At 68.1% G+C, this 24,856-nt stretch carries 24 protein-coding genes; 17 read left to right on the forward strand and 7 right to left on the reverse strand.

Features of this window, described 5'->3' with window-relative positions:
* Nucleotides 1-5: 5 nt before the first annotated feature.
* From CFB35_RS31510 to argE, 6 genes are all read left to right on the forward strand, one after another.
* A complete protein-coding gene (locus CFB35_RS31510; protein ID WP_230951133.1) occupies nucleotides 6-611 on the forward strand; it encodes a hypothetical protein in 606 nt (201 codons plus the stop codon).
* A gap of 204 nt (nucleotides 612-815) precedes the next feature.
* Complete coding sequence (locus CFB35_RS31515) at nucleotides 816-1,262, forward strand: hypothetical protein (RefSeq protein WP_059574959.1); 447 nt, start codon at nucleotides 816-818, stop codon at nucleotides 1,260-1,262.
* 241 nt (nucleotides 1,263-1,503) lie between these two features.
* Nucleotides 1,504-2,826, forward strand: coding sequence for an NAD(P)/FAD-dependent oxidoreductase (locus tag CFB35_RS31520; protein ID WP_089466106.1), 1,323 nt, complete (start codon nucleotides 1,504-1,506; stop codon nucleotides 2,824-2,826).
* 75 nt (nucleotides 2,827-2,901) lie between these two features.
* Entirely contained in the window at nucleotides 2,902-3,351 is a 450-nt protein-coding gene (locus CFB35_RS31525; protein WP_059574963.1) for a RidA family protein, read from the forward strand.
* Nucleotides 3,348-4,025, forward strand: coding sequence for a DUF1028 domain-containing protein (locus tag CFB35_RS31530; RefSeq protein ID WP_059642824.1), 678 nt, complete (start codon nucleotides 3,348-3,350; stop codon nucleotides 4,023-4,025). Before CFB35_RS31525 ends, CFB35_RS31530 begins: the two co-directional genes overlap by 4 nt.
* Nucleotides 4,018-5,181, forward strand: a complete 1,164-nt coding sequence (gene argE / locus CFB35_RS31535) for an acetylornithine deacetylase (RefSeq protein ID WP_089466107.1) — start codon at nucleotides 4,018-4,020, stop codon at nucleotides 5,179-5,181. The genes CFB35_RS31530 and argE overlap by 8 nt, the downstream gene beginning before the upstream one ends.
* Nucleotides 5,182-5,260: 79 nt before the next feature.
* Here argE and CFB35_RS31540 read toward each other — a convergent pair whose 3' ends face one another.
* Nucleotides 5,261-6,184 (reverse strand): LysR substrate-binding domain-containing protein, encoded by a 924-nt coding sequence (locus CFB35_RS31540; protein WP_089466108.1) that lies wholly within the window; start codon nucleotides 6,182-6,184, stop codon nucleotides 5,261-5,263.
* Between the two features lie 341 nt (nucleotides 6,185-6,525).
* On the opposite strand from CFB35_RS31540, the gene CFB35_RS31550 reads away from it, so the two are divergent.
* A complete protein-coding gene (locus CFB35_RS31550) occupies nucleotides 6,526-7,947 on the forward strand; it encodes a cytosine permease (RefSeq protein ID WP_059642907.1) in 1,422 nt (473 codons plus the stop codon).
* Nucleotides 7,948-8,081: 134 nt separating this feature from the next.
* Here CFB35_RS31550 and CFB35_RS31555 read toward each other — a convergent pair whose 3' ends face one another.
* The 5 genes from CFB35_RS31555 to CFB35_RS31575 all read right to left on the reverse strand — a co-directional run bounded on the left by CFB35_RS31555 (nucleotide 8,082) and on the right by CFB35_RS31575 (nucleotide 16,224).
* On the reverse strand, nucleotides 8,082-10,361 hold the full coding sequence (locus CFB35_RS31555) for an FdhF/YdeP family oxidoreductase (protein WP_059642818.1): 2,280 nt from the start codon (nucleotides 10,359-10,361) through the stop codon (nucleotides 8,082-8,084).
* 124 nt (nucleotides 10,362-10,485) lie between these two features.
* Nucleotides 10,486-13,335, reverse strand: a complete 2,850-nt coding sequence (locus CFB35_RS31560; RefSeq protein WP_089466110.1) for an ATP-dependent Clp protease ATP-binding subunit — start codon at nucleotides 13,333-13,335, stop codon at nucleotides 10,486-10,488.
* Between the two features lie 627 nt (nucleotides 13,336-13,962).
* Entirely contained in the window at nucleotides 13,963-14,232 is a 270-nt protein-coding gene (locus CFB35_RS31565; protein ID WP_089466238.1) for a hypothetical protein, read from the reverse strand.
* A gap of 104 nt (nucleotides 14,233-14,336) precedes the next feature.
* On the reverse strand, nucleotides 14,337-15,152 hold the full coding sequence (locus tag CFB35_RS31570; protein ID WP_089466111.1) for a family 1 encapsulin nanocompartment shell protein: 816 nt from the start codon (nucleotides 15,150-15,152) through the stop codon (nucleotides 14,337-14,339).
* Nucleotides 15,145-16,224, reverse strand: a complete 1,080-nt coding sequence (locus CFB35_RS31575) for a Dyp-type peroxidase (protein ID WP_089466112.1) — start codon at nucleotides 16,222-16,224, stop codon at nucleotides 15,145-15,147. Before CFB35_RS31575 ends, CFB35_RS31570 begins: the two co-directional genes overlap by 8 nt.
* A 407-nt stretch (nucleotides 16,225-16,631) precedes the next feature.
* On the opposite strand from CFB35_RS31575, the gene CFB35_RS35180 reads away from it, so the two are divergent.
* From CFB35_RS35180 to CFB35_RS31605, 7 genes are all read left to right on the forward strand, one after another.
* Complete coding sequence (locus CFB35_RS35180; protein WP_179231822.1) at nucleotides 16,632-16,769, forward strand: hypothetical protein; 138 nt, start codon at nucleotides 16,632-16,634, stop codon at nucleotides 16,767-16,769.
* A gap of 5 nt (nucleotides 16,770-16,774) precedes the next feature.
* On the forward strand, nucleotides 16,775-17,227 hold the full coding sequence (locus CFB35_RS31580) for a phosphate-starvation-inducible protein PsiE (RefSeq protein WP_059642901.1): 453 nt from the start codon (nucleotides 16,775-16,777) through the stop codon (nucleotides 17,225-17,227).
* An 84-nt stretch (nucleotides 17,228-17,311) separates the two neighbouring features.
* Entirely contained in the window at nucleotides 17,312-17,767 is a 456-nt protein-coding gene (locus CFB35_RS31585; protein WP_089466114.1) for a DUF1269 domain-containing protein, read from the forward strand.
* Between the two features lie 34 nt (nucleotides 17,768-17,801).
* Entirely contained in the window at nucleotides 17,802-18,050 is a 249-nt protein-coding gene (locus CFB35_RS31590) for a hypothetical protein (RefSeq protein WP_006481293.1), read from the forward strand.
* A gap of 299 nt (nucleotides 18,051-18,349) precedes the next feature.
* A complete protein-coding gene (locus tag CFB35_RS31595; protein WP_089466115.1) occupies nucleotides 18,350-19,774 on the forward strand; it encodes a PLP-dependent aminotransferase family protein in 1,425 nt (474 codons plus the stop codon).
* A gap of 208 nt (nucleotides 19,775-19,982) precedes the next feature.
* Nucleotides 19,983-21,512, forward strand: coding sequence for an FAD-dependent oxidoreductase (locus tag CFB35_RS31600; protein ID WP_089466116.1), 1,530 nt, complete (start codon nucleotides 19,983-19,985; stop codon nucleotides 21,510-21,512).
* A gap of 42 nt (nucleotides 21,513-21,554) precedes the next feature.
* Complete coding sequence (locus tag CFB35_RS31605; RefSeq protein WP_089466117.1) at nucleotides 21,555-21,932, forward strand: DUF5594 family protein; 378 nt, start codon at nucleotides 21,555-21,557, stop codon at nucleotides 21,930-21,932.
* Between the two features lie 49 nt (nucleotides 21,933-21,981).
* On the opposite strand, the gene CFB35_RS31610 is transcribed toward CFB35_RS31605, so the two are convergent.
* Nucleotides 21,982-22,200, reverse strand: a complete 219-nt coding sequence (locus CFB35_RS31610; protein WP_059574987.1) for a DUF6566 family protein — start codon at nucleotides 22,198-22,200, stop codon at nucleotides 21,982-21,984.
* 122 nt (nucleotides 22,201-22,322) lie between these two features.
* On the opposite strand from CFB35_RS31610, the gene CFB35_RS31615 reads away from it, so the two are divergent.
* The 3 genes from CFB35_RS31615 to CFB35_RS31625 all read left to right on the forward strand — a co-directional run bounded on the left by CFB35_RS31615 (nucleotide 22,323) and on the right by CFB35_RS31625 (nucleotide 24,820).
* Nucleotides 22,323-22,961 (forward strand): MarC family protein, encoded by a 639-nt coding sequence (locus tag CFB35_RS31615; RefSeq protein WP_089466118.1) that lies wholly within the window; start codon nucleotides 22,323-22,325, stop codon nucleotides 22,959-22,961.
* Nucleotides 22,962-22,991: 30 nt separating this feature from the next.
* A complete protein-coding gene (locus CFB35_RS31620; protein WP_089466239.1) occupies nucleotides 22,992-23,471 on the forward strand; it encodes a hypothetical protein in 480 nt (159 codons plus the stop codon).
* Nucleotides 23,472-23,614: 143 nt separating this feature from the next.
* The gene (locus CFB35_RS31625; RefSeq protein WP_089466119.1) at nucleotides 23,615-24,820 is read left to right on the forward strand and encodes a zinc-dependent alcohol dehydrogenase; all 1,206 of its coding nucleotides are present in this window, start codon (nucleotides 23,615-23,617) and stop codon (nucleotides 24,818-24,820) included.
* Nucleotides 24,821-24,856 lie beyond the last annotated feature (36 nt).

Here is a 24,856-nt window from a genome sequence, read left to right on the forward strand (position 1 = left end):
TGAACATGAAAGGTCTTTTGGGCGGACGCGGCGACGGCGCGACGCCGGCGCCGGACGATGGCGCGGCCGCCGCGGCCGAAGCAACGACGGCGGCCGATGTCGCATCGCAAGCCACGGCTTCGACAGCCGGCACGCGCACGTGGCCGGTCAACCGGCAGCGCAGGTTCACCGACGCGCTGAAGGCGCCGGACCAGATCGCGGGGGCCACCGGGGCCGCCTCGTCGGCGCTGCAGACCGTGCAGGCGATCAACGCGGAGGCGGCGTCCTACGCGACGACGCAGATCGCCGTCGGCCCGAACATGATGATCACGCAGGCGGGCGGCATGGTCGCGCAGGCGGCGGCCAACTACTTCGAGGCGACGACGTCGCTGGCGATCGCGGGCAAGAGCGTGTTGATGAAGGACCTGGCGCAGAAGACCATCGACGAGAACGTGAAAGGCATGGCGATGGATGCGGTGGGCCTGCTGTTGACGGACTTGTTCGTCGCGACCGCGGCGATCGTCGCCGGCGCCGCGGAGGCGATCGAAGGAGAAGCCGCGAGCGTCGCGCTCGACAAGATCGACGAGAGCCTGCAGAGGTATCAGGCGCTGCTGGACAAGAAGGGCACGTAGGGCGCGCCAGCGGCGCATGACGATGCCATCGCAGGCCGCGCCCAGCACGCCGACGACGGTGCGGCGTGCTCGACCGGCATCGATCGACACGACCCGCCGGGCCGTCGGGCCGGACGGGATGTGAGCGGCAGGCGCGACGCGCGTTCTTCGTCGAATACGTCGCGGCCTGCTACCGGCAGTGTTGTCCAGTCATGCGAGGAATCCATGTCCTACATCATTCAGAACGTAAACGGTCCCGCGCCGCTGGGGGTTGGCGAGCGCAAATGGGGAGATGCGGCGGAAATCGATTTCGGCGCGATGACGAGCTGCATCGCGCTCGTCGAGCAAACGCCGGGTCAACCGACGTTGGTGCGCGGCATTCATCTGTCGATCGTGAGCCCCGACGGCACGAATGTCTACGATCCGGCGGCGGACGTTGCCGGACAGGTCGAGACAATCATGCAGCAGCAGGGCAACATGCGCGCGTGCCTCGGGCGCATCGATCTCTGGCAGGCCAGCACGTCGCAAGAGCTGCAGGATTTCTTCGTCGCGTTGATGATGAGTCTCGACATGACCGAATGGGTGCAGGTGCCGGACGGCAACCTGCGGGTGCGGCTCCACGGCGGCGTGATGCAGTATCAGCACGGCACTGGCGCATGGACCAACGTGTAGCCGAAACGATCGGCTGAAGCCGGCGCCCGCCATGCAGGTAGGCGCCGGTGCAGTGTCGTTCGACGGTATCGGCGCTGCGCGCCGGTACGGCCGGCCGTCCAGGCCGTCCCCAGCTTTTTTCTCGTCAACACCAACAAAAATCATCATTTCGCCCCCGGCGGCGTGTCAGCAGAATGTCTCCATTCCAGCTCACGCGACAGCACGCGCGTCGCACCGAGCCGCACTTCAGAAGGAGACAGCCGTGGCAGTCGAAACAACTTCAATCGATACGCTCGTCGTCGGCGCCGGGCAGGCCGGCATCGCGATGAGCGAGCATCTGGGCAAGCTGGGGGTGCCCCATCTCGTGCTGGAGCGCAGCCGCATCGCCGAGCGCTGGCGCACGGGGCGCTGGGATTCGCTGGTCGCGAACGGCCCCGCGTGGCACGACCGTTTCCCGGGGCTCGAATTCGACGGCCTCGCGCCCGATGCGTTCGCATCGAAAGACCAGGTCGCCGACTACTTCGAAGCGTATGCGCGCAAATTCAACGCGCCGATCCGGACCGGCGTCGAAGTGAAGAGCGTCGTGCGCAACACCGGCAAGCCCGGCTTCGTCGTCGAGACATCCGACGGCACGATCGACGCGAATCGCGTGGTGGTCGCCACCGGCCCGTTCCAGCGCCCGGTGATTCCGCCGATCGCACCGGACGACGCGCGCGTCGTGCAGATCCATTCCGCTGACTATCGCAACCCGGGCCAGCTTCCGGAAGGCGCGGTGCTGGTGGTCGGTGCCGGCTCGTCGGGCGTGCAGATCGCCGACGAACTGCAGCGCGCCGGCCGGCAGGTCTATCTGTCGGTCGGGCCGCACGATCGCCCGCCGCGCGCATATCGCGGCCGCGACTTCTGCTGGTGGCTCGGCGTGCTCGGCGAATGGGACAAGGAAGTCGCGACCCCGGGCCGCGAACACGTGACGATCGCGGTGAGCGGCGCGCGCGGCGGCCACACGGTCGATTTCCGCGCGCTCGCGAATCAGGGCGTGACGCTGGTCGGGCTGACCAAGGCGTTCGACGGTGGCGTGGCCACTTTCGAACGCGATCTCGCGATCAATCTCGCGCGTGGCGACGAGAACTACCTGTCACTGCTCGACGCGGCCGACGCCTACGTGGCCCGCAACGGCCTCGACCTGCCGGAAGAACCGGAAGCCCGCCGCATCCTGCCTGACCCGGCATGCGTCGCGCATCCGCTCCTCTCGCTCGATCTCGCCGCCGCCGGCGTCACGTCGATCGTGTGGGCGACCGGCTATGCGGTCGACTACGGCTGGCTGAACGTCGACGCATTCGCGCCGAACGGCAAGCCGCAGCACCAGCGCGGCGTGTCGAAGGAGCCGGGCATCTATTTCCTTGGCCTGCCGTGGCTGTCGCGGCGCGGCTCCAGCTTCATCTGGGGCGTGTGGCACGACGCGAAGCACATCGCCGATCACATCGTCACGCAGCGCAAGTACCTCGCGTACCACGACGCGGCGCAGCACTGCGCGGCCGCGCACGCGGCACGGCCCGAAGCCAACGCGCTCGCCGAAGCGGCGAACTGACCTCCCGACCCATTCCGCCGCGCCGCGACCGCTTCCGGCGCGGCGGGCGATCATACCGACACTCGAAGGACTTCGATGAGCCAGCCTACCCATACGCGTATCCGCATGTTCAACACGAAGGATACCTACCCGAACCAGACGCTCGACAACGACCTGTGCCAGGCGGTGCGCGCCGGCAACACCGTCTACGTGCGCGGCCAGGTCGGCACCGATTTCGGCGGCAACCTGATCGGCCTCGGCGATGCACGCGCGCAGGCGGAGCAGGCGATGAAGAACGTCAAGCAGTTGCTCGAGGAAGCCGGCAGCGACCTCACGCACATCGTGAAGACGACGACCTACCTGATCGACCCGCGTTATCGCGAACCCGTGTACCAGGAAGTCGGCAAGTGGCTGAAGGGCGTCTATCCGATCTCGACGGGGCTCGTCGTCTCGGCGCTCGGCCAGCCGCAATGGCTGATGGAGATCGACGTGATTGCGGTGATTCCCGACAACGGGCAGCCGAACCGCGCACAGGAGGCGACATGACTTTCTCCATCGTCGGGCGTTGCCCGGAGACGGGCCAGCTCGGTATCGCGATCAGCTCGTCGAGCATCGCGGTGGGCGCACGCTGCCCGTGGGTGCGCGCGGGCGTCGGCGCGGTCGCGACGCAGAACGTCACGCTGCCGGCCCTTGGGCCGCAGACGCTGGACCTGATCGAGCACGAGCAGCTCGCGCCCGCCGCCGCGCTCGACCGCGCGCTGAGCGCGAACGGCTGGAGCCAGTACCGGCAGGTCACGGTGATCGACGGGCAGGGGCAAACGGCGTGTTTCACCGGTAAGGAAGCGCTCGGCACGCACCACGCGGTGCGCGGCGAGCAATGCGTGGCGGCCGGCAACCTGCTGGCTTCGCCCGACGTGATCGGCGCGATGGTGCGCGCGTTCGAGCAGGCGTCCGGCTTGCTCGCCGATCGTCTGCTGGCCGCGATGCACGCGGCGATGGTAGCCGGCGGCGAGGCGGGGCCCGTGCATTCGGCCGCGTTGAAGGTGGCCGGCGACGTGGTCTGGCCGATCGTCGACCTGCGCGTCGACTGGGCCGATACCGACCCGATCGGGCAGCTCGATGCGCTATGGCGTGCGTATCGGCCGCAGATGCAGGACTACCAGACGCGCGCGCTGGACCCGACCGCCGCGCCGAGCTACGGAGTGCCGGGCGATGAATGACACGTCGAGCCGCGCGTTGCTCGAACGGCTGATCGCGTTCGCGACGGTCAGCCGCGATTCGAACCTCGAGATGATCGGCTTCATCCGCGACTATCTCGCGGGCTTTGGCGTGGCGAGCGAGCTGTTCCACAACGCGGACCGCACAAAGGCGAGCCTGTACGCGACGATCGGCCCGTACGTGCGCGGCGGCGTGGCGCTGTCAGGCCATACCGACGTCGTGCCGGTCGACGGGCAGGCGTGGACGGTCGAGCCGTTCCGGCTGACCGAGCGCGACGGCCGCCTGTACGGCCGCGGCACGGCCGACATGAAGGGTTTCATCGCGTCGGTGCTCGCGGCCGTGCCGGCGTTCGTCGCGCGGCAGTCGCGTGAACCGGTGCATCTCGCGTTCTCGTACGACGAGGAAATCGGTTGCGTCGGCGTGCGGCCGATGCTCGCCGAGTTGGCCAAGCGTGCGCACCGCCCGCGCGTATGCGTGATCGGCGAGCCGACCGAGCTCAAGCCGGTGCTCGGCCACAAAGGCAAGCTCGCGATGCGGTGCCACGTGAAGGGCGCGGCGTGCCACTCGGCGTATGCGCCGCTCGGTGTCAACGCAATCGACTACGCGGCGAAGCTGATCGGCCGGCTCGGCGAGATCGGCGCGGCGCTCGCGCGGCCCGACCGGCACGACAGCCGTTTCGATCCGCCGTTCTCGACCGTGCAGACGGGGCTGATCAAGGGCGGCCGCGCGCTGAACATCGTGCCGGCCGAATGCGAATTCGATTTCGAGGTGCGGGCGCTGCCCGATTTCGATGCGCACGACGTGCCGAGAACGCTGCAGGACTATGCGGAATCCGAACTGTTGCCGAAGATGCGCGCGGTGCAGCCCGATACCGACATCCGGCTGCAGCCGCTCGGTGCGTATCCGGGGCTGGCGACCGCGCCGGACAGCGATGCCGCGCGCCTGCTCGCGACGTTGAGTGGGTCCGACGCGTTCGGCACGGTGGCGTTCGGCACCGAGGGCGGCCTGTTCGGGCAGGCCGGCATTCCGACCGTCGTGTGCGGGCCCGGCAGCATGGATCAGGGGCACAAGCCCGACGAGTTCGTCACGCTCGAACAACTGCACGGATGCGACGCGATGATGGCGCGCCTCGCCGCATATCTCGCTTGCGCCGGCTGAACCGGCGGCCGACACGCACGCATCGCATCGTGCGGCGCGTGCGTTTGCTTGTTCCCGTTCCTGTTTGCGATCGCGGCGCTTACCGCGCCGCTCGAGCGACGATCTGCGCGAGCCGCTCGCGGCAGAAGTCGACGAATGACTGCGCCTGCTTCGTGAGCTGGCCGCGCTTCAGCCGCGCACTCACGAGCCCCGACGGGCTCACCGTTTCGCTGAGCGCGATCGTCACGACGCGCTGGCCGTCGTACGTGTATTCGGAGTGCGGACGCGTGACGAGCAGCGAGAAGCCGAATCCCTGGCCGACCATCCCGCGCACCATCTCGATCGACGGCGAGCCGAACACGATGTTCGGCGTGAGCCCGAGTTCATGAAACAGACTGACGAAGTACGTGCGGCTCGGCTGCACGTCGAGCAGGATCATCGGCTCGACGCACAGGTCGCGTAGCGACACGTGCGTCTGGCCCGCGAACCGATGGTGCTCCGGCAGCAGCACGTACGGCTGCTGTGGCGGCATCAGCGGCTCGGTTTCGATCGTGCCGTCCAGATCGTGGTCGTACATCAGAGCGAGGTCGAACGTGCCCGACGTCAGCCCCTGCACGAGTTCCTGCTGGTCGCCGTCGCGCAGCCGGATGTTCACGCCCGGGTAGCGCTCGCGAAAGCCGGCGATCAGTTGCGGCAGATAGAGCGGCGCGACGGTCTCGAAGCAGCCGATGTCGATCTGCCCGGTGACCACGTCGTTGTCGGCGAGCGCGTTCTGTTCGAACTCGTGCGCGATGCGCAGCAGTTCCTGCGCTTTCCGGTAGAAGCGCGTGCCGCTCGGCGTCAGCGACACGCCCTGCGCGTGATGGCGAATGAACAGCTTCACGCCGAAGCTTTCCTCGAGCCCCTTGATCGCGCTGGAAATCGACGGCTGCGCGATGAAGAGCTGGCGCGACGCCTCGGCGACGCTGCCGGATTCGACCGTCGTGACGAAGTATTTCAGTTGCCGCAAAGTGTAGTGAGCCACAAGCACCTCTGATGCCCGGCCCCGGCGTGCCGCCGCGGGCGCACGTGCGTTCCATAGGGAAACAGACCCTGGCACCTTACCCGAAGTCGTCCGGCGCCGAACATTCCGCTGCAGAGCTTTTTCGTATATCCCGAAAATATTTTTAGTATTTTCCGGTCCCCACCCCCGTGGCGCACCATCGTCTCCAACCTGGATCGCGACGAGGCCGCGTACGCCGGCGGGCGTCATCCGCCCCCGTCTGCCGCGCATCGCGCATCCGGACCCGATTGCAGGCGCGCATCCCGGCGCGCACCGGCGAAAACGGCCCGCGCGCATCGCCGCGCACGACAGGAGGCGTCACCATGACGAACGCGGAACGCAATGCGTCCCCGATGATAGAGAAACACACGATCGGCTACGTGCCGCCCACGGAGCGCCACGGCAAGGTGCGCGACCTGTTCACGCTCTGGTTCGGCGGCAACATCGCGCCGCTGCCGATCGTGACCGGCGCGCTCGGCGTGCAGCTGTTCCACCTGAACCTGATGTGGGGCATCGTCGCGATCGTCGTGGGCCAGGCGGTCGGCGGCGTGCTGATGGCCCTGCATTCGGCGCAGGGGCCGCAGATGGGCATCCCGCAGATGATCCAGAGCCGCGCGCAGTTCGGCTCGTGGGGCGCGCTGCTCGTCACGGTGATCGCGGCGGTGATGTATGTCGGTTTCTTCGCGTCGAACATCGTGCTCGCCGGCAAGTCGGTGCACGGCATCGCACCGTCGGTGCCGGTGCCCGTCGGCATCGTGATCGGTGCGGTCGGCTCCGGGCTGATCGGGATCGTCGGTTACCGGTTCATCCACATCCTGAACCGCATCGGCACGTGGGTGCTCGGCATCGGCATCGCCGTCGGCTTCTGGATGATCCTCTCGCACGTGAGCACGGCCGATTTCCTCACGCGCGGCGGTTTCGACTTCGCGGGCTGGCTCGCGACGGTGTCGCTGTCGGCGCTGTGGCAGATCGCGTTCGCGCCGTACGTGTCGGACTATTCGCGCTATCTGCCGGAGGACGTCGGTGTCGCGTCGACGTTCTGGGCGACCTATCTCGGCTGCACGATCGGCTCGACGCTCGCGTTCATCTTCGGCGCGGTCGCGGTGCTCGCGGTGCCCGCCGGCGCGGACACGATGGATGCGGTCAAGCAGGCGACGGGCCCGCTCGGCCCGCTGATGCTCGTGCTGTTCCTGCTGAGCGTGATCAGCCACAACGCGCTGAACCTGTACGGCGCGGTGCTCGCGGTGATCACGTCGGTGCAGACGTTCGCGTACAAGTGGATTCCGACCGCGAAGGCGCGCGCGGTGGTATCGGTCGTGATCTTCGTCGCGTGCTGCTATGCGGCGATCGGCGCGTCGACGAACTTCGTCGGCAACCTCGTCGATCTGGTGCTTGCGCTGCTGGTGGTGCTGGTGCCGTGGACGGCGATCAACCTGATCGACTTCTACGTGATCCACAAGGGCAAGTACGATATTCAGTCGATCTTCATGGCCGATGGCGGCGTGTACGGCCGCTTCAACCCGCAGGCGCTGCTCGCGTATGCGATCGGCATCGTCGTGCAGATTCCGTTCATGAACACGCCGATGTATGCGGGCCCGATTCCCGCGCATCTGGGCGGCGCGGACCTGTCGTGGCTCGTGGGCCTGCTGCTCACCTCGCCGCTGTACTACTGGCTCGCGACGCGCGACAGCGCGTACCGGCGCCGGCAGGGCGCGGCGCATCTGCCGCCGACGGCGGCGCGGTAAACGCGGCGTCGTTCGACGCGATCGAATGAAACGGCCGCTGCATCGGTAGCGACGCGGCGGCCGCGAGGCCGAGGAGCAGGGCGGCAGGCGGGCCGAAGGGCGCGGCGTGTGCCGCGACCCCGCCCGCCCGCGGATCAGACCACCGCCGAGCGCGCGACGCGCACCGGCACCGACTTGTACGACGGCGTGCCGCTTTCCTTGTCGATGTAGTCGAGCGGCACGAGCACGTTCGCTTCCGGATAGTACGCACCGACCGAGCCCGGCGCGATGTCGTACTCGATCGCGGTGATCTTCTCGAGGCGCAGTGTGCGGCCCGACGCGGTGACCGTCTCGATGTCGACGAGGTCGCCGTGCTCGAGCCCGTACTTGTCGAGATCGGCCGCGTTCATGAACAGCACGTCACGCCGGCCGAACACGCCGCGATAGCGATCGTCGAGACCGTAGATCGTCGTGTTGTACTGATCGTGGCTGCGCAGCGTGATGAGACGCAGCACCTGCTCGGCGCCGAGCACGTCCGCGTCCTCCTTCACGCCCTTGTAGACCGAGAACATCGCCTTGCCGGTCGGCGTCGGCCATACGCGCTCGGTGGGCGGCAGCGGCAGGCGGAAGCCGCCCGGCGTGCGGATCCGCTCGTTGAACGCCTCGAAGCCGGATACCGTCTTGTCGATCAGGTCGCGGATGCGGTCGTAGTCGGCGATCAGGTCGAGCCACGCGACCTTGCTGTTCGGCAGCGTCGCGTGCGCGATGCCGGCGACGATCGCGGGCTCCGAGCGCAACTGGTCCGACGCAGGCTTGAGCTTGCCGGCCGACGCGTGGACCATCGACATCGAATCCTCGACCGTGATCGACTGCGGGCCGGTGGCCTGCATGTCGAGCTCGGTGCGGCCGAGCACCGGCAGGATGAAGGTTTCCTTGCCGACCAGCAGATGCGAACGGTTCAGCTTCGTGCCGAGATGCACGCTCAGGTCGAGCTTCGCCATCGCGGGGAACGACAGCTCGGGATCGGGCAGCGCGACCGCGAAGTTGCCGCCGAGGCACAGCAGCGCCTTCGCGGTGCCGTCGATCATCGCCTGCATCGCCTGTACCGCGTCGTGCCCGTGCTGCGCGGGCGGCGTGAAGCCGCACACGTCCTCGATCTTCTTCAGGAATTCGGCCGACGGCTTCTCGGTGATGCCGACGGTGCGGTTGCCCTGCACGTTCGAATGGCCGCGCAGCGGGCACACGCCGGCGCCCGGCTTGCCGATGTTGCCGCGCATCAGCAGCAGGTCGGCGATCAGGCGCACGGTGGCCGTGCCCTTGTTGTGCTGCGTGACGCCCATCCCGTACGTGATGATCGTCGCGTTCGACTTCGCGTACGCGAGCGCGACCTGTTCGAGCTGCGCCTGGCTCAGGCCGCTCGCGCGCTCGATGTCGTCCCACGACGTCGCTTCGAGGTCGGCCGAGAACGCATCGAAGCCGTTGGTGTGCTGCGCGATGAAGTCGCGGTCGAGCACGCCGCCTTGCTCGGCTTCGAGCTTCAGCAGCGCCTTCATGATGCCCTTCAGCGCGGCCGCGTCGCCGCCCGCGTCGACCTGGTAGTACGTCGACGCGATCCGCGTCGAGCCGAACGACGCCATCTCGATCATGTCCTGCGGATCGGCGAAGCGCTCGAGCGCGCGCTCGCGCAGCGGGTTGAACACGATGATCGGTACGTTGCGGCGCGCGCACTCGTGCAGCGTGCCCATCATCCGCGGATGGTTCGTGCCGGGATTGTGGCCGATCGAGATGATCAGCTCGCAGTGGTCGAAATCCTCCAGCGACACGGTGCCCTTGCCGATGCCGATCGACTGCGGCAGGCCGACGCTGGTCGGCTCGTGACACATGTTCGAGCAATCGGGGAAGTTGTTGGTGCCGAGCTCGCGCGCGAACAACTGGTACAGGTACGCGGCTTCGTTCGACGCGCGGCCGGACGTGTAGAACTCGACCTGCTCGGGCGGCAGCGCGCGCAGCACTTCGCCGATGCGCGCGAAGGCGTCGTCCCATTCGATCGCGCGGAACGTGTCGGTCGCGCGGTCGTAGGCGAGCGGATGCGTGAGCCGGCCCATGTTCTCCAGTTCGTAGTCCGACATGCGCAGCAGCGACGACACGGTGTTCGCCGCGAAGAACTCGGGCGTCACGCGCTTGGTCGTCGCTTCCCACGTGACGGCCTTCGCGCCGTTCTCGCAGAACTGGAACGTCGACTTGTGTTCCTTGTCCGGCCACGCACAGCCGGGACAGTCGAAGCCGTCGGGCTGGTTGGTCCGCATCAGCACGATCGGCGCCTCGATGGTTTCCATCTGCGTGCGCACCGCATCGGCTGTCGCGCGAAGCGCGCCCCAACCGCCGGCGGGCCCGTCGTATTTCCTGATGCCTGGCACTTCGCGTCGATTTGTCATGGTGAATCTCCAATAGCCGGGCCCGATGCGGGTGGCTCGGTTGCGCCGTGTCGCGGCGTGGGGCGACTCCGTCCGGCGGACGGAGCCGATCATGCGTGCCTCGGGTGGCGGGGCATGCGTTTTTTTAGTGCGCGTCCTTCTTCGCGCCGGACGATTTCTTGCCCGACCGCTTCGCGGCAGGCGGTGGGGCGTCCGCGGGTGTATCTTCCGGCTTCGCATCTGTTGCCGCCTTGGCGGCCTTGCCGTTTGGCTTGGCCTTGCCGTCGGCGTCCTTCGCCTCTTTCGCTTCCTTCGCTTCCCTCGCTTCAGGCGCGGCGAGCTTGTTGAACGTCACTTCGTCGCTGTCCTTGTCGTAGTCGACCTCGCACTTGTCGCCCGACTTCAGCCGGTCGGCGAGGATCTCCTTCGCGAGCCGCGTCTCGATCGTCTGGCGGATCTGGCGCTTCAGTTCGCGCGCGCCGAACTCCGGCTGGTAGCCGGCTTCGGTCAGGTGCTCGACGAGCGAGTCGCCCATCACGAGCGTGATGTCCTGCGCGGCGGCCGTGCGCACCACGCGGTCGAGCTGGATCTGCACGATCGCGCGGATGTTCTCCTTCGACAGCGCGTGGAACACGATCACCTCGTCGATCCGGTTCAGGAACTCGGGGCGGAAATGCCCTTTGAGCACCTGCATCAGTTCGTCGCGGATCGCCTTGTCGGTCTTGCGCGCGGCTTCCGGCTGCGTGAGGTTGTCCATGATGATCGCCGCGCCGAGGTTGCTGGTCGCGATGATGATCGTGTTGCTGAAATCGACCACGCGGCCCTTGCCGTCGGTGAGACGCCCGTCGTCGAACACCTGCAGCAGCACGTTGTAGACGTCCGGATGCGCCTTCTCGATCTCGTCGAGCAGGATCACGCTGTACGGGCGGCGCCGCACGCGCTCGGTGAGCTGGCCGCCTTCGTCGTAGCCGACGTAGCCGGGCGGCGCGCCGATCAGCCGCGCGACCGCATGCCGCTCCATGTATTCGGACATGTCGATGCGGATGATCGCCTGCTCGTCGCCGAACACGGTCTCGGCCAGCGCCTTCGCGAGTTCGGTCTTGCCGACGCCCGTCGGCCCGAGGAACAGGAACGTCGCGATCGGCCGGTGCGTCTGGCCGAGCCCCGCGCGCGACAGCCGCACGGCATCGCTGACGGCGACCACCGCATCGCTCTGGCCGACCACGCGCTCGCGCAGCTGCTCTTCCATCTTCAGCAGCTTCTGGCGTTCTTCCTGCGTGAGCTCGGATACGGGGATGCCGGTCAGCCGCGACACGACCTCGGCCACCGATTCGACGGTCACTTCGAGCGTTTCCGAGCCGGTCTTGCGCTGCCACGCCTCCATCATCTCGTCGACGGCCTTTTGCTTCGCGTTGATCTGCTCTTCGAACTGTTTCGCTTCGTCGAAGCGCTTGCGCGACGTCGCATAATCCTGCTCGCGCTTCAGTTGCGCGATCTGCGCTTCGCCTTCCTGAATGTCGACCGGGCGCGACGTCGCGCCGATCCGCACGCGCGCGGCGGCCTGGTCGATCAGGTCGATCGCCTTGTCGGGCAGGAAGCGCGACGTGATGTAGCGGTCGGCGAACTCGGCGGCCGCGACGAACGCGTCGTCGGCGAACGTCACCTGGTGGTGCGCCTCGAGGCTGTCGCGCAGCCCGCGCAGGATCACGATCGTCTGCTCGACGCTCGGCTCCGGCACGAACACCGGCTGGAAGCGGCGTTCGAGCGCGGCGTCCTTCTCGATGTACTTCTGGTATTCGTTGAGCGTCGTCGCGCCGATCAGGCTCAGCTCGCCGCGCGCGAGCGCGGGCTTCAGCACGTTCGCGATGTCGAGGCCGCCTTCGCCGCCGCCCTGGCCCGCGCCGACGATCGTGTGCAGCTCGTCGATGAACAGGATCAGTTCGTCCTGCTTCGCGGTCACCTCGTCGATCAGCTGCTTCGCGCGTTCCTCGAATTCGCCGCGATACTTCGCGCCGGCCACCATCGAGTTGATGTTGACTTCGACGAGCCGCTTGTCGCGCAGCACTTCGGGCACGTCGCCGTTGACGATGCGCTGCGCGAGGCCTTCGACGATCGCGGTCTTGCCGACGCCCGGCTCGCCGATCAGCACCGGGTTGTTCTTCTTGCGGCGGGCGAGCACCTCGATCGTGCTCTCGATTTCCTGCGCGCGGCCGAGCACCGGATCGAGCTTGCCCTGGCGCGCGATCGCGGTGAGGTCGCGGCCGAACTTGTCGAGGTTCGGCGTGCCGGTCGGCGCATCGACGCGGCCGTCCTCGGCGCCCTTGCCGACCACCTTCACGACCTTCTGGCGCAGCGCCTCGGGCGTCACGCCGTATTTCTTCAGCAACGTGCCGGCGACACTGTCCGGCACCGCCGCGAGCCCGATCAGCAGGTGCTCGGGGCCGATATACGAGTGGCCGAGATCGCGCGACGCCTGGAACGCATACTGCACGGCCTTCTTCACGCGCGGCGAGATCGACAGCTTGTCGAGCGGCGCATCGGGGGCGGCCGTGCCGGTGTGTGCATGCGCGTCGATGTACGACTTGATGTCGTCCGGTGACAGCTTCAGTTCCTTCAGCAGCGCGGCGCAGACGTCGGTGTCCGCGAGCGCGTACAGCAGATGCTCGGAATCGAGTTCGCCGCGGCGCAATTCATGCGCCTTCTCGGCCGCGCGCTGCAGCAGTTCGAGCGTCTGTTCGCTGAACGCGTCGGTCGGGTCGACCGATTCGCGCGGAATCTCGGCGGCGAGCGGCGATTCGTCGCCGAGCCCGCCGAACAGCGACGACGGTCCGCCTCCGCCCAGCAGCGAATCGAACGGATTCAGCATGCTCTGATGCCGCATCAGTTGACGGAAATGGTAATCGCAGATCGAGATCGTCTTGCGCTCGCCGTCCTGCATCACGGTTGCGCGCGCAACGGCCGGCCGCGCGTGGCAGATATCGCAAAGTGCGGGCATGGTGGTCTGGCTCCTGTCGGTGAAGGTGGGTCGAAGGTGCGGCCCGATGCGGTGCGGCGCTCGCGCGTCCCGACCGCACGTGCACGGCGTGCACCGCGGCGGCGCGCGCGCCGCACCCGTGCGGTCGCATGGCGCGCGCCGGCGTGGCGCACGGTCGCGGTCGGGGCGGGAAGCGCGAGTGCCGCGAGGAGCCCGCGGCATCGCTTCGACTGCGTTCAAAATAACGAATCGGCGTGGGCCATCCAAGACACAGTTCCTGGCCGGGCCGACCGTGAATTGCACCCTCACATGGGCGCGCGATTCGGCGGCAAGGAGTACAGACGGGCAAGCGCGCGGCGGCGCGGGCGTGCGCGGCGTGTGCGGCTGGCGGTGGAAGGGGGCGGGAACCGACGGCGTGCGAACGGCACGCGGTGCGACATCGGCGCGCATGGTGCCGGCCGCCGGCAAACGGGGCGCGAAACGGGGCGCAACACGCGATGCAACACGCGATGCAACACGCGGCGCGGGTGCGAACCGGTGACGTCCGACCGCGCCCGCACCGCAGCCGATGCGCGCCATGGGGCCGGCGAAGGCGAGGGCGGGTTGCACGGTAGACGCCGGGCATCGCGCAACCATGGTGAGCCGCGATCAGTCCGACAGGTTCATCGCGAGCCGTTGCCGTGCGATCTGTTTCACGTCGGCGGACAGTGCCGCATTCGGCAGACCATTGGCCCAGACGGAGAACGAATCCTCGATCAGGTTGCGCGTGTCGGGCGGCAGCTCGGCCAGCATCAGCGACACGACGGTAAACAGCACGGCGGTGTCGCCGGCCTGGCGGCTCGCGTTGGCGTCGACCGTCTGCTTCAGGGTCGCGACGGACGCCTGCAGCGTCTGTAATGCGTCATTTGATTCGCTCACGACATTCTCCATGCAAGATGGGCTGGATCGGCGACGAACCTGCGGCCGGCGGGGCGGCCGTCGCGTGCGGCGCCCGGGCGGGCACCGCGCGCCGGCAACCGCGCTCAGGCGGCCGCGTTGCCCTGCGGCGCCACGGCCACCGATGCCTCGCTCGTCAGCATCAGGAACGTGAACGTTTCGCGCAGGTACAGGCGGACGCTCTTGTCGGTGTGGCTCGTGTAGCCGATCGACACGTCTTCCCCGAGGTGCAGCTCGTAATCGCCGCCGCGCGTGGACAGCACGCAGCCGCCGCTGATCGCCGGCGCCCAGATGATCTCGCCGCTGACGATGCGCTTGATATGGCCGAGGACCGGATAGCCCTGGTCGCGCGCTTCGCTGAGCGCGGTGTACGCGTCCGACCCGAGCACGACCGAGTACGGGCCGTCGACGCCGGCGAGGCGCAGCGCTTCCAGCGCGTCGCTGATCGCGTCCGGGTACGCGCCGACGTCAGCCGGTAGCGTGAGCCTGCGGTTCGACGTGCCTTCGCGGATGCCGACGATGCCAGCCGCGTGGTAGCCGTCGAAGATCGCGCCGTCCTCGGCGAACGCGAGCCGCTGTGCGGCTTCCTTCGCCGGCTGCCAGTCGGCGTCGCGCGCGCCGCGCTCGACGCTGTCGATTGCGTCGCGGCTCAGCTCGAACGGCACCGTCAGCTCGACGATCGTGCGCGCTTCGCGCAGCCGCGCGTTCACGAGCTCGCGCGGCGCGGCGACGTCGAGCAGGTGCCCGGTGCCGACGGCCGACAGTTCGGGGCCTGCGGGGCCCTCGACGTCGACGACGCGGCGCCCGGCCACCGAGCGTTTGAAGGTGCGCGCCACTTCCTCCTCGATTTGTTCCCAGGCGGACGACGAGATCGGGGCGAGTTCGCGGTGCAGGTTATTCATAGGTCGGGGTTCCTTTCAGCGAGCCGATGTTCAGCGAGCCGTCGCGCTGCGGTGCGCAAGGCGCGGGCGGCGTGGATTCCGGTTGGGCGGCGTCGGCGGCCGGCGCCGCGCGGTCGGCGAGCGCTTCGAGCAGGTCGGCCGACGGCACGAAGAACAGCGAGCCGGTGACCGCGCGGCTGTAGTCGAGCAGGCGGTCGTAGTTGCCGGGCGGGCGGCCGACGAACATGTTCTCGAGCATCTGCTCGATCGGCGCCGGCGAGCGCGCATAGCCGATGAAATAGGTGCCGAATTCGCCGGCGCCCGGGCGCCCGAACGGCATGTTGTCGCGCAGGATCTTCACTTCCTGGCCGCCCTCGTCGAGCGTGGTCAGCGAGCTGTGCGAGCACGACGGCTTCACATCCGGCGCGAGCTCGATGTCGGACAGTTTGGTGCGGCCGATGATGCGCTCCTGCGTCTCGACCGCGAGCGCGTTCCAGCCGGCCATGTCGTGCAGGTACTTCTGCACGAGCACGTAGCTGCCGCCCGCGAATTCGGCGTCCTCGTCGCCGATCACCGTGAAGTCGACGGCCTCGCGGCCTTCCGGGTTCTCGGTGCCGTCGACGAAGCCGATCATCGCGCGCTGGTCGAAATTGCGGAAGCCGTGCACCTCGTCGACGACCGTGACCGCATCGCCGAGCGCGCCGAGCAGTTGCGTCGCGAGCTCGAAGCACAGGTCCATCGCTTCGGCGCGGATGTGCAGCAGGATGTCGCCGGGCGTCGCGATGGCGACGCGCTGGCCGGCGCCGAATTCGCGGAACGGATGCAGCGACGCGGGGCGCGGCTCGCCGAACAGCGCATCCCATGCATCGGAGCCGAAGCCGCATACGCACGTGAGGTTGCCGCCCGGCACGCGCTTGCCGACCGAGCGCACGAGCGCGGCGATGTCGCCGCACCATGAACGGATCGTGTCGGCGTGATCGGCGCCGGGATTGATCGTCGCCACGAGAAAGATCGCGCTGCGCGTGATCGGGCTGTGGACGGCCTGGGAAAGCGGGGGGCGGTTGGTTTGCATCGCGGCCTGCCGGTCAGTCATGTCGGGACGGACGGGCCGCGGCAGCCGCGGCGCGCGAAGGCGAACGGTTGGACTGTGTCATGCGACTGATCTCTTTGTGACGTGCGGATGAAGGACGTTGCGCGGGCATCGCGCAACGGGCCGCTGCGGCGGCCGGCCCCCCGGCGCGAAGGGGAGGCAGACGTGGGGGCCGCGCGTTCGCCCGGCGCGTGACCGCCTGCACCGCGTAACGTCGTCGAGCATGCAATCTAGCAGCTTCGGCGGGTCTTTGGAACACGTATCGACGATCTGTCATTCGAATGGGTTGATCGAGGTCCGATTGGGCGCGGCGCGCGTGCAGCTGTACTCCTGAAGCCGGCGACGCTGTGCTCTTGAGCGGGCGTGGCGCATGCAGTAGATTGGGTTCGCTCCGCCCGGCGACGGTCATCATGATGAACCTTTTGGAAGCGATGCGTATTTTCGGTGCAATCGTCGGGCACGGCGGGCCGTCCGGCGCGGGCTTTCCGTTCCCCGAGATCCCTTGCCGCGGCGACGGCGCGTCGATCGCGGCACCTACGACACTATGAGCGCGTTGAATACATCCACTGCATCCGCCGATACGGCCGCCGAACGCATCCGCCGCCGCTTCGGCCATTTCCTTCATGCGGCCGAGTTGGCCGGGCTGGTCGTGATCGGGCTCGCGACCGCGTTCGCGATGGCGCAGGAGGCGTGGAAGGTCGTGCTCGCGGGCGAGGTGTCGCTGACCGACCTGCTGCTGATGTTCCTGTATCTGGAAGTGCTCGCGATGGACTTGCGCTACCTGCGGCTCGGCCGGTTGCCGGTGCGGTTCCCGCTATTCATCGCGATGACGTCGCTCGCGCGCGACCTGATCCTGCGCGGCGCGACCGACAGCCCCGAGCGGATGCTGATGACGACCTTCGGGATCGTGCTGCTCGCGGTCGGCGTGCTGATCCTGAGCTTCGGCCAGCATCGCTTTCCGGCGGACGTCGACGATGTCGAGGACGACGTGCATGCCAGCCGATAACGCGCGGGCGGCGTCCGAAGCGAAGCCCGACACGCCGTGCACGGCGCGGCGGCTCCACCCTCATTCAATCACGCGAGGTGTTGCATGACCAGACAATTGATCGTCGCCGTGTTCGGCAGCGTCGAGACGGCCCGCCAGGCCGCGCACGATTTCGACGCGCTGTCGGAGAAGAGCGAAGGATTCCACATCGAGAATGGCATCGTCGTCGAGAAGGACGCGAACGGCAAGCTCGCGGTGCTCGACGCCGAATCGCGGCCGTTCAAGGGCGGCGTGATCGGCGCGCTCGCGGGTGGGTTGCTCGGCCTGCTCGCCGGGCCGCTCGGCGTGGTGACCGGCATGGCGGCCGGCGCGGGTGCCGGCATTCTCGCGCAGGCGGCCGGCAACGCGCTGCTCGACGGCACGTTCGTCGAGACGGTCGCGGCGCGGCTCGTGCCCGGCAGCGTCGCGGTCATTCTCGAAGCGAAGGAGGACACGCCGTTCTCGGTCAACAACGTCGTGACGGGATTCGGCGGCAAGGTCTTTCGCCAGGCGCTCGGCTGAGCGCGCACCTTTCGAACCGATTCGGGAGAACCGCATGCGCATCGATCAATCGTACCGGCGCTTCGACATCGCGGCGACGCTGTCGCCGTTACCCGGCAACCGCGCGATCGCGAGCGTCGACGTGACGACCGACGATCCGGGCCGCCTCGCCGATCTCGGCACCGGCCAGTTCCTGCAGATCCGCAAGTGGCTCGAGTCGAACGACGTCGCGCTGCTGACGGTGGTGTTCGACGAGTGCAAGGTCGCGATCGACCACTACGCGGACAACGTCGACGACGCGTAAGGGCGAGCGGGCCCGCGCATTCATGGGCGGGCCGCGCCGTCGCATTCGCATCTGTTCACCACGCCGGCCGGAATTGCCGTTTCCCCGCCAAACTGTCACTTACATTCGCCGAAATGACGCAGTAGGATGCCGAACCTTGTCTTCATGAGATTCGCATTGCTATTCGCCTTCAACTTCGGTAACGGACGAGGTTCCAGCCGGGACACCCGCACCCGGCGACGGCTATCCGGCTTCGTGCGTCGGCGCGGCCGTGCCGTCCATGCCGCGCAAGCCGGTTCATCGCTCGCGGGGCGAGGCGGATGAAGCTCTACGAGAAATTTGCGAACGACGTAGAGCGACTCATTCGGCAAGGGGTATATCGGCACGGCGATCGCGTGCCGTCGGTGCGGCAGGCGAGCCAGCAGCACCGGATCAGCATCACGACGGTGCTGCATGCGTATCTGCTGCTGGAAAGCCGCGGGCTGCTCGAAAGCCGTCCGCAGTCCGGCTATTTCGTGAACCTGCGGCGCGACGACGGCCATGCGCCGGTGCGCGAGCTGCGGCCGTCGAAGCCGATCGCGATCTCGTCGTCGGTCGACGTGAGCCGGCTCGTGCTGTCGACGCTGCGCTCGATCGGCACGGACGACGCGGTGCCGCTGGGTTCGCCGTATCCGGACCCGAGCCTGTTTCCGTTCGAGAAGCTGAACCGCTACGCGTATGCGGCCGGCCGCGACAAGTCGCTGTGGGGCGTGACCGACGGGCTGCCGCCGGGCCACCCGCGGCTGATCCGGCAGATCGCACGCCGCTACCTGGAAAACGGGATGTCGGTGGACCCGAACGAGATCATCGTGACGGTCGGCGCGACGGAGGCGATCAACCTGTGCCTGCAGGCGGTGGCGAAGCCGGGCGACACGATCGCGGTGGAGTCGCCGACGTTCTACGCGATGCTGCACGCGATCGAGCGGATGGGGATGAAGGCGATCGAGGTGGCGACGCATCCGGAATACGGGATCGACATCGCGGCGTTGGCCGCGATCGCGAAGTCGCAGCCGATCGCCGCGTGCATGGTGATGCCGAATTTCCAGAACCCGCTGGGCTTTCAGATGCCGGACGAGCGAAAACGCGAACTGGTCGAATTCGCAACGAAGGCCGACCTGCCGATCATCGAGAACGGCGTGTACAACGAACTGTATTTCGGCAACACGCATCCGAGCATGCTGAAGTCGTTCGACCGCCATGGCATCGTGCTGCACTGTTCGTCGTTCTCGAAGAGCCTGACGGCCGCGTACCGGATCGGCTGGGCACTGCCGGGTCGCTATCGCGAACAGGTCGAGAAGCTGAAGTTCCTGAATACGCTGGCGACGCCGTCGTTGCCGCAACTCGCGATCGCGGAGTTTCTCGAACGCGACGGCTACGAGCATCACCTGCGGCGGATTCGCAAGGCGTATGCGCAGCAGGCGAACCTGATGCGCGCGATGGTGTCGCGGTTCTTTCCGGAGGGCACGCGCATTTCGAGCCCGGCGGGCGGGTACGTGCTGTGGGTCGAGCTGCCCGCGCAGGTCGATGCGATGCGGCTGTACCAGCTCGCGCTGGAGCAGGGGATCACGATCGGCCCCGGCTACATGTTCTCGATCACGGACAACTACCAGAACTTCATCCGCCTGAACTACAGCAGCCCGTGGTCGCAGGAGATCGAGCAGGCGGTTGTCGTCATCGGCAAGCTAGTCGCATCGTGCATCGACTGAGCGCGCCGCGGCGTGCGGCGCGGCTTGCGCGCCCCGTCGCAGCGCGGCCGGCGTGTTGCGACGCAACGTCGACCACGTTCCACGCCGGTCATGGAGCGCGTGCAAGCTACAGTCCGCGTTTGCGTGCGCTGCGGGGCGTCTGTACCTGTTTCTTTTCAGGACGAATGCCGATAATGGGATCGTCACCTGACTTTTCGGGAGCCACGTCATGACTGGAAGCGATGCTGCGTCCTCGCCCGATCTCACCCAAGGGATCGCGCTCGACGATCTCGCCGACGGCGCGATGATCGAGGGCCATGTCGGCGACGCGGCGGTGCTGCTCGTGCGCCGCGGCGACGAACTGTTCGCGGTGGGCGCGCAATGCCCGCACTATGGCGGCCCGCTGGCCAAGGGCCTGCTGGTCGGCGACACGATTCGCTGTCCGTGGCATCACGCGGCGTTCTGCCTGCGCACCGGCGAGATGGAGCGCGCGCCGGCGCTCGACGGGCTGCCGTGCTGGCGCGTCGAGCGGCGCGATGGCCGCGCGGTCGTACTCGATGCGCGGCCGGCCGCCGTGCCGCCTGCGTTGGAGACGAGCGGGCTGCCCGCGTCGGTCGTGATCGTCGGCGGCGGCGCCGCTGCGATCGCGGCGGCCGTGACGCTGCGGCAGGAAGGCTATCCGCATGCGATCACGCTGCTGAGCGCCGATGCCGATCCGCCGTACGACCGGCCGAATCTGTCGAAGGATTACCTCGCGGGCACGGCGCAGGCCGACTGGCTGCCGTTGCGCGCGCCGTCGTTCTATACCGACCAGCGCATCGACGTGCGCTGCAACACGCGGGTCGCGCGCATCGATCCGGCGCAACGCGCGGTCGAGCTCGCCGACGGCAGCCGTATCGAGTACGGCGCGCTGCTGCTTGCCACGGGCGCCGAACCGAACCGGCTGAACGTGCCGGGCGCCGATCTGCCGCACGTGTGTACGTTGCGCTCGCGCGCCGATTGCGACGCGCTGATCGCCAGGCTGAAAACGGCGCGCCGCTGCGTGGTGGTTGGCGCGAGCTTCATCGGGCTCGAAGCGGCCGCCGCGTTGCGCACGCGCGGGCTCGACGTGCATGTGGTCGCGCCCGACCCGCATCCGATGGGCCGCGTGCTCGGCGATGCGCTCGGCGACACGATCAAGGCGCTGCACGAAGCGCACGGCGTCGTATTCCATCTCGGCGCGACGCCCGCGCGGATCGGGCCGGACAGCGTGACGCTGTCGAGCGGCGACGTGCTGCCGGCCGACGTCGTGCTGGTCGGCATCGGCGTGCATCCGAACGTCGCGCTCGCGCAGGACGCGGGGCTCGCCGTCGAACGCGGTGTCACGGTCGACCGCTTCCTGCAGACGAGCGCGCCTGGTATCCATGCGGCCGGCGATATCGCGCGCTGGCCCGATCCGCTGACGGGCGAGCGGATTCGCGTCGAGCACTGGGTCGTCGCCGAGCGGCAGGGCATCGTCGCCGCGCGCAACATGCTCGGCCAGCAGCGGCCGTTCGACGCGGTGCCGTTTTTCTGGAGCCAGCATTACGACGTGACGATCCGCTATGTCGGGCATGCGGCGCAATGGGATCGCGTCGAGATCGACGGCGACCTCGGCGCGCACGACTGCTCGATCGCGTACTGGCGCGGCAACACGCGGCTCGCGGTCGCGACGATGGCCCGCGATCTCGACAACCTGAAGGCCGAAGCAGCGCTCGAGCGGCAGATGGCTTCCGCATGAAAGCAGCATGACGATACACACCGAATCATGAATGGAGGCGAGATGAACCCCGACGTTCGTGCCCGTTTCGAAACCGAGTTTGCGCCGCGCATCGCGACGCGCCTGCGTGGCCTGTATCAACGCGGGGAAGTGAAGGTCGACGTCGTGCCGCACGACGGGCAGGGCAGCCCGACCTGTGTCGACGTGATCGGCCTCACGTCGACGGTCGGCCTGCCGAACCGGCTGAACGCGCGGCTCGCGTGGCGCGACGACGCGATCGCCGGTCTGCTGGCCGAGCCCGATCACAGCCGCTTCGATCGCTATCTCGCGGCGCTGCCGGTCACGATCGAGCGCTGGCAGATGGAGTTGCCGGTCGATTTCAGCACCCGGACGCAGCGCGATCGCGAGATCCTGATCGGCGACCTCGATTTCGATGCGTGACCTGCATCGTGCGATGCCGGCCGACGCTGCGCGGATGAGCCGGGTGCGGTTACCGGTCGCGCGTCCGGATCATCACGCGCCCCTGGTCGATACCGCCGCGCAGCGCTTCGTCGCATGTCAGCCATTCGGGCGTGACGAGTTCGGGCGCGGGCAGATCGACGGGCGCGCCGTCGCGGAAGATCCGCACCTGCGCAACCCACGCGCCGTTCGCGTTGCGCGTCGCGTCGACGCGAATCTCGTGACCCATGAAAGTGTCGGTGGCTTGCATCGATCGGGGCCCTCCGTCGTGATTGAACGTCGTGCGTGGATCGTATCAGCATGGCGTGCGCCGCGCATCGAAAACGAACCGGCGTGGGCGTTTCACTTGCCGCGCGAGACGGGAGCGACCCTGTGGCCTTCGACCTGACCTTTTCCGTCAAGGTGTTCGCGGCGCTGTTCGCGATCATGAACCCGATCGCGAACATCCCGGTGTTCCTGTCGCTGACCGAAGGCGCGGCGGACGGCGTGCGCCGCAAGGTCGCGCTCACGGCCGCGATCGGCGTGACGGTCGGCTGCATCGTGTCGGCCGTCGCGGGCGGCGCGATCCTGCGCGTGTTCGGTTTGACGATCGACGATTTCCGCCTCGCGGGCGGGCTGCTGGTGCTGCTGATCGCGCTGTCGATGCTGCATGGTGCGCCGAGCCGCCAGCATGCGCCGGGCAGCGACGAAGGCGCCGATCCGACGGCCGCCGAAAGCGTCGCGATCTACCCGTTGACGATCCCGTTGCTGGTGGGCCCCGGCACGATCGCGACGATGATCGTGCTCGGGCACGGTGCCGTCGCGACCGGGCAGGAACTCGCGTTCGCGCTCGGGCTCGGCGCGTTTCTCGTGCTGCTGGCCGCGTCGCTGCTGTCGGCGCCGGTGATCGGCCATTACCTGTCGCCGCGCGTGACGGCCGTCACGCAGCGCCTGATGGGGATGATTCTCGCGGCCATCGCGATGCAGATGGTCGTCGCGAGCCTGAAGGCCGCGTTCGGGCTGCCGCACTGAGCACGCCCATCCGATTGCATGGAGTCGCCGATGAACACGCTGATCGTGTTGTCCTATCCCGATCTCGACGCGGCCCGTCGCGCGCTGGCCGAACTCGGCACGTTGCGCGACCGGCACGTCGTCGCGCTGTCGGGTGTCGTGATCGTCGAGTGCTCGACCGACGGACAGTTGCGCACGCATGCAATCGACACGGGCCGCGTGTCGTCCGGATCGCTGCTCGACAGCGTGGTCGCGCGCATCGAATCGTCGCTCGACGCGTGGCGCGAGCGGCCGGTGGACGATGCGCTGACCGACCGCGTCGCGCGCAAGGCGCGCCCCGGCACCGTGTCGCTCGGGCTGGCCGCGACGCAGCTTGACATCTACGCGCTGAGCGCGGCGCTCGCGCCGCTGGGCGGCGACGTGACCGACACGACGCTGTCGATCGACGACGAACTGAAGCTCGTCGAAGCGATCTCGAACGCGCGTGACGTCAACAGCGACAACAGCGGCAACAGCCCACCGACGGACTGACGCGCAGGCGCGATCCCTCCCCGAAACCGAAGCACTTCCGCTCCGCGCATCACGGCGCCGCACGCGCTGCACAGGCGCACCCCTTGCTCGATCGGCTCGACGGTCACATTCACCGTTTCCGCTTTCGACAAGGAGGGCCTGACATGAAAGCAGTCGTATTCCACGGCATCGGCGACATTCGCATCGACACGGTGCCCGATCCGGAAGTCTCCGAGGCGACCGACGCGGTCGTGCGCCTGACGGCCAGCGCGATCTGCGGCACCGATCTGCACATGGTGCGCGGCACGCTCGGCGGAATGAAGCCGGGCACGATTCTCGGCCATGAAGGTGTCGGCATCGTCGAGGCGGTCGGGCGCGACGTGCGCAACCTGCGGCGCGGCGATCGCGTGCTGATTCCGTCGACGATCGCGTGCGGCAGTTGCGCGTACTGCCGCGCGGGCTACACCGCGCAGTGCGACGTCGCGAACCCGGGCGGGCCGCGCGCGGGCACCGCGTTCTTCGGCGGGCCGGCCGATACGGGCCCGTTCGACGGGCTGCAGGCCGAATATGCGCGCACGCCGCTTGCGCACGCGAGCCTGATCCGGCTGCCCGATGCGATCGACGACGATCGCGCGATCCTGATGTCGGACATTTTCCCGACCGGCTATTTCGGCGCGCAGCTCGCGGAAGTGAAGCCGGGCGATACGGTCGCCGTGTTCGGCGCGGGGCCGGTCGGCCAGTTCGCGATCGCGAGCGCGAAGCTGATGGGCGCGGGGCGCGTGATCGCGGTCGACCGCATCGCGTCGCGGCTCGAGATGGCATGCGCGCAGGGCGCCGAGACCGTCGATTTTTCCGAGGACGATCCGGTGGACACGATATTGCGGCTGACGGGCGGGATCGGCGTCGATCGCGTGATCGACGCGGTGGGCGTCGACGCGATGCGCGCGACGCACGGGCCGGCCGCGGCCGATCGCGACGCCGCGCGCGCGTTCGATGCGGAAGTCGACGCGGTCGCGCCGCACCGCAAGCCGGACGGCCGCAACTGGGTGCCGGGCGACGGGCCGTCGCAGGTGCTGCAATGGGCGGTGCGCGCGGTCGCGAAGGCCGGCACGGTCTCGGTGATCGGCGTGTATCCGCCGGCCGCACGCGTGTTTCCGATCGGCGAGGCGATGAACCGCAACCTCACGATCAAGATGGGCAACTGCAATCACCGGACGGTCACGCCGCCGCTCGTCGAACTCGTGCGCAGCGGTGCGTTCGACCCGCTGTCGGTGCTCACGCGCAGCGAGCCGCTGACGAACGCGATCGATGCGTATCGCGCGTTCGACGTGCGCGAGCCGGGCTGGATGAAGGTGAAGCTGACGCCGTGACGACAGGAACCGAAACGATGCAAACCGAAACCGGGA

The sequence above is a fragment of the Burkholderia sp. AU16482 genome, assembly GCF_002223285.1.
Classification (GTDB): domain Bacteria; phylum Pseudomonadota; class Gammaproteobacteria; order Burkholderiales; family Burkholderiaceae; genus Burkholderia; species Burkholderia semiarida.